Below are 5,244 nucleotides of genomic sequence, written 5' to 3' on the forward strand. Positions count from 1 at the left end.
TCCATAGCGTGGCGTAGAAGGCCGGATCGCGCACCCACGGCTGCAGCACGCGCGCGTCGAAGTCGAAACCGTTCATCTCCGCTCGCACCAGCTCGAGGTCGACCCGCCGGTCGATCGGCCAGGTGGCGGTGGCCGAAACGTCGAAGGCATCGAGCCGCGCGCGATAGCCGGCGAGCTCGGCATGGCGTCGCGCCACCGTCGCCGCCGAGTAGTCCGGCGCCCCTTCACCGAGCGGCGGACTCTCGAAGGCCCGCCAATCGGCGAAGAGCGTCAGCAGGTCGGCGTAGCTTGGTGCAGCGACCTCCCCCGCAAGGGCACTCCATGCCAACGCGGCGACAGAAAACATGCCGGCGATCGCGCGCCACTTCGTTCTTGGGCGAGCCCTCATGAATCCTCCCTCATGGATCGTAGGGGCGAAACAGTACCCGATGCCTGCCGATTGAGCATCTTCTCCGCGTCCGGGCCTGACTAGACGTTTTCGCTCCCAGAATCGTCTACTCTCTGGACGACGCTGGCGAGAGCCCCGGCTCGGTCAACCCAGGAACTGGAGATCCGACATGAAACTGCTCAGGAGAGTGACGCTCTTATCGAACGGTTTACTCCTCGTGTTGGCGACGCTACCTGTCAGGGCGGACACTTATTGGGCAGTCGGCGGGTACACGATCTCCGCCTTTGCGGTCGACTTCGAAACCGGCGCCTCCCACCTCGCCATGCAGAATTTCTACCAGTTCGATCCCGAACATCCGGCGTGGCTCACAGCTGCCGTCACCGACCCCGTCACGGGTATCCTCTGGGTCACCTACTCGGATTTCACGTCGAATCGATCGGTACTGGGAAAATTCCCCGTCGGCTCTGGGCACTTGCAGGAGGTGTTCGTCTTTCCGCCCAGCCCCTTGGTTCCATCCGGTCTCGGTGTCTTCTCGCCTTCTGGCCTCCTGTATCTCAGGTTCTACGACTCGGCACTGGTTCACTACACCCTGGCCACGCTGGATCGAGCTACAGGCCAGGTCACGCCGGTGATCGACTTTCCGGTGGGCGAGGAGTTGCTTGGGCTGGCGTTCAACCCGATCGACCAGAAGCTCTATCTCACCGGTCGCGAGCCATGCTCCTCGGTTTGCGTCAGTTACGTCGACACGCTCACGATTCCACAGCACCAGCGCTCACGAATCTGGGAGTCCACTGTCTACGACATCGGCCAGCCGCTCTTCAATGCCGCAGGCGACATGTTGATCGCGGACGGGAACTTCAACCGGCTCCAGGGCGACGACTCGATCGTCGGAATCGGCGGACCCGTGCTCTACCCCGGCCCGTTCGGGAGCCAGGCCTTCACCCAGTATGCGGCTGCTCCCGCTGCGGGTTCCGAAGGCTGCCTACCGACATTTACGCGCGCGTGCCTGCAGCACCGACGCTTCGCCATCGACGCTACCTACGACGCCACTATCTTCGGCGGCCGTGCAGGCGACGCTACGCCCCAGGTGGAGAGCGACGAGAGTCTCAAGTTCAGCTTCTTCCAGCCCGAGAACCTGGAGCTTCTGCTCAAGATCGTCGACGGTTGCAGCAACAACGGGCACTACTGGGTCTACTTCTCGGGCTTGACCAACGTCGGGGTATCTCTCCGGATCACGGACATGATCACCGGCGCGGTCTACGACGTCGACAATCCACCGGGAGCCGCTCTGGCTCCTGTGTTCGACAACGGTGCGCTCGCCTGCGCGTTCTGAGGTTGCCTCGCTGAGCGGGTCCGCCTGAGACCCCGGATTCAGCTGACAGTACTCCTCGCCGCCTCCTGCTTGCGCAGGCAGTCGAGGGTGATGCCGAGGCCCTCTTCGACGCCGCGCCGGTGCCAGCCGAGCTCGGTGCGGGCGGTGGACAGGCACCTACTGCCGGTCGACGGGCGGCGCGACGGCGGAGATCTTCCCCGCGGGGTCGTCGGCAAGCGAAAGCTGGCCGCTCTGCTCCGGGGCAAGTGAGATCGACCCGCCGAGCGCCGGCGCGAGCGAGAGCTGGCCGTGGGCGGCGCCGGGGACACGCGACTGAATCGCGGCGATCGCCCGGCGCACCGCCTGCAGCAGACCGGGGACCCGCCGGTTCCGTTCGGCCGCCGCGGATAGCGGCGCAATGGCAGCGACCGTCGCGACGCGCTCGAGCGCTTCGACCACTGCCAGTGCGACTTCGCGGTCCTCCGTCGCCAGCGCCTCGACCAGCGGGCCTTCGGCCGCCGGATCGGCCGAAGAGCCAGCCAGCCTGCCGAGCGCGCCGGCTGCGGCGATCGCCAGTGGACCCCGTTCCACCCGCAGGATTCGGCTGAGAGTCGCGACGGCGTCCGCAACGTCGCCGGCCCCCAGGCGCTCGATGCAGGCAGCGGCCGTCGCGCCGCGCCGCGCACGCAGCGCGGGCTTGAGCATTCGTTCGACTCGATCCGCGCCGAAATGAGCGCCGAGAGCGCGGATCGCCGCCGCGACGATCTCGTCGCCGGCGGCGTCATCCTCGGTCACTCGCTGCAGAAACTCGCGCCCCTCCTCACCGAGCTCGCAGGCGGCGCGGATTCGCACCGCGGGCGAGGCGTCGGCGAGCGCGGCGCGCAGAACCTCCTGCGTGCGCGGCGCACCGCGGAAGGTGCGCGCGAGCTCGGCGAGGTTGCGCTCGCGCGCCCCCGGGTGCGGATCCTCGCGCGCGTTGCGCGCCAGCTCCACCTCGAGGTCGAGCTCGCCGAAGAGGCGGTCGGAGACCGCAATGACGCTTTCCAGGTGGCGCCGCCGCGCCGTCTCGAGCTGGCCCTCATCGACCGTCACCTGGACCTCTCCGGAGACCACGGTGACCGGTCCGTTGCGAGCGAGGAAGATCAGCCTGGCGCGCGTCGCGGCATCGAGGGTCGCCAGGAGGTGGGTCGCCGGGCCGAGCAGCGTCGCCGCCCGATCGAATCCATGGTCGCCTGTGGTCACGTCGGCGGCAGGGGGCCGGCCCGCTGCGAGCTGAGCCAAGCTGGAGAGCTCGATCCAGATGGCGTGCGCCGGCCGGTCGCGGCGCGCCACCACGATGTGCGTCCATGTGGCGTGCTCCTGGTCCCCCTGGGAGGCACTGAACGTGGCTCGCAGCCGATCGCATTCGGCGACGACTCGGTGGCGCCAGAGACGTTCGCGTTGCGTCACGACGAGACCGAGGCTCGCCGCCGCCGCCGGCCAGTCGTCCATGGCATGCTTGCCGCTCCTCATCAGGTACCACAGGCTATAGGGCGCGAGCGCCGAGACGGTGAAGGCCACGACATAGAAGACCACCTCTCCCATCGCCGACGCTCAGACCAGCCGCACGATCGGCTCGCTGGCGAGGAGCTCGCGCTGCGTCAGCAGGTCGCGGACGGTGGCGATCAGCCAGCGGTCGGCATTGACGCCGAAGGAAACCTCGAGGCGCGGGCGACGCTCGTGCGGCGGGTGCGGTGGGTCGAGCACGCCGAGAGTCGGATTCGCCTCGTTCAGCGGCACGACGATCTCCGGCTCGCCGCCCGCCTGTCCGGGCTCGCCGCCGATCCGGTGCAGGCGCCCGGTAGCGTCCCACACGAACCGGCGATCGCCGTTGGCGCGCGAGACCTCGCAGACCAGGAGCTTGAAGAGCGACTCGGGCTCGCCCAGCGCACAGGTCGGGATGATCTCCCGCTTCCACAGGTCGCTCGCGGTCGGAAAGCGTGTGCCTCTGGGCACGACCACGTTGTACTCGGGCTGGCCGGACTTGGCATCGTGCAGCACCAGAGCGTAATCGTGGACGATGAAGTCGTCGGCTTCCATGCGCCCGCCGGCAAACGTCGCGCCGCCCTGCACGACCGCCTCGAACGGCTGCCAGGCGCGAATCTGGCCGCGATCGAAGCGCTGCTCGAGACGGCTGAAGAAGCCGGGCAGGAGCGACGAGCCGCCGACGACGAGGACGTCCTCGATGTCGCCCGCGCGCATCCCAGTCTGCGCCAGCACTTCGTCGATCGAGGCATGGAGTCCGCGATAGAAACCGCTGTCGTCGAGGATGCCGATCAGGCGATCACGCGTGAAGCGCACCGGCTCGCGCACTGCGCGCGGCGGGCCCGGAGGATCGACGAGAAAGGCCTCCGTGTCGGCAAAGAAAAGCGCCTCTTTGACCCGGCAGGCTTCGGCCAGCATGAAGCGCCGCCAGAGCCGCGCCACCTCGTCTTCGCCGTCGCGCCGCAGGTCGTAGCCGACCTCCGCGCAGAGCGCTTCGAGGACCCAGCCGTCGACGGCATTGCCGCCGAACGGTCTGCCGCTCTTCGCCAGTACCGTCGCCTGTCCGGCGAGCGCGTGCCTGGGCGAGATCCGCGCCAGCACCGCGTGCATCGTGCCGCCGCCGACATCGATCACCAGCATGGTGCGGTCCTGGGTGAGAGAGAGACCGTAGCCGATCGCCGCCGCCACCGGCTCATCGAGGAAGCGGACGGCACCGACGCCGAGCCGGAGGAGAATCCGCTGCAGCTCGGCGCGATAGATTTCGAAGACCGCGACGGGTGCGGTGACGACGAGCTCCCGCGGGCGCTCCCCGGTCGCGACCTTGATCTCGCGCAGCAGCTCGCGCAGAAAGCGATGCGCCGCGCGCCGCGCCGTGATCGGCTCGTCCCCCAACCGGGCGAGCGGACGCAACGGCTCGGTCGACAGGCCCGGTTTGAAGGTTGGAACGAAGCTGGCACGAACCGTGGCGGCGTTGCGCTCGAGCGCTTGCCGGCCGATAACGGCGCAGCGGCCGAGAAAGGCAGAGCGCTCGATCACCGGCCAGGCTCCGAGCCGATCGACCAGGCCGGGACGGTCGTCGAGATCGACCGCCGACGGCACCAACCGGCCGGCATCCATCGGGTCTCGTGGACCGGCGTTGCGGCAGACCGCTGCGAGCTCGAGCACTCGCGGTTGACCCTCCGCATCGTGCCACCGCGCGACGGAGGTGTTGGTGGTACCGAGATCGATCGCCCAGCCGCGGGCGGATTTCATTGCGGCCGCATCGCCGCCTCCTGCTTGCGCAGGTAGTCGAGGGTGATGCCGAGTCCCTCTTCGAGACCGCGCGGCGTCCAGCCGAGCTCGGTGCGGGCGCGGTGGTCGGCGAAGTTCCAATGGCGGTCGAGCGACTCCAGCTGCTCGAGCGGGATCGGCAGCGGCCGGCCGGCGAGCTTCAAGAGCGGGCCGGCGAAACGGAAAAGCAGGCGCGCGGTGCCGACCGAGAACTCGCGCTTCGGCGGCTTCGCCCCACCCAGAGCGGCGA

Annotated in this window: 5 protein-coding genes; 1 reads left to right on the forward strand and 4 read right to left on the reverse strand. The window is 68.6% G+C overall.

Going from position 1 to position 5,244, the window contains the following annotated elements; translation table 11 throughout:
• Positions 1-346 (reverse strand): hypothetical protein (locus KBA23_RS15540; RefSeq protein ID WP_290742791.1); only part of this gene is annotated, 346 nt, incomplete at its 3' end.
• Between the two features lie 211 nt (positions 347-557).
• On the opposite strand from KBA23_RS15540, the gene KBA23_RS15545 reads away from it, so the two are divergent.
• Positions 558-1,721 (forward strand): hypothetical protein, encoded by a 1,164-nt coding sequence (locus KBA23_RS15545; protein ID WP_290742793.1) that lies wholly within the window; start codon positions 558-560, stop codon positions 1,719-1,721.
• A 156-nt stretch (positions 1,722-1,877) separates the two neighbouring features.
• Here KBA23_RS15545 and KBA23_RS15550 read toward each other — a convergent pair whose 3' ends face one another.
• The 3 genes from KBA23_RS15550 to KBA23_RS15560 form a co-directional block, all read right to left on the reverse strand.
• Complete coding sequence (locus KBA23_RS15550) at positions 1,878-3,284, reverse strand: hypothetical protein (protein WP_290742796.1); 1,407 nt, start codon at positions 3,282-3,284, stop codon at positions 1,878-1,880.
• A gap of 9 nt (positions 3,285-3,293) precedes the next feature.
• Positions 3,294-4,976: an Hsp70 family protein gene (locus KBA23_RS15555; RefSeq protein WP_290742799.1), complete on the reverse strand. Its 1,683-nt coding sequence runs from the start codon at positions 4,974-4,976 to the stop codon at positions 3,294-3,296.
• Positions 4,973-5,244 (reverse strand): hypothetical protein (locus KBA23_RS15560; protein WP_290742802.1); only part of this gene is annotated, 272 nt, incomplete at its 5' end. The genes KBA23_RS15560 and KBA23_RS15555, both read right to left, overlap by 4 nt.

The sequence above is a fragment of the Amaricoccus sp. genome (assembly GCF_017995835.1).
Taxonomy (GTDB): Bacteria; Pseudomonadota; Alphaproteobacteria; order Rhodobacterales; family Rhodobacteraceae; genus Amaricoccus.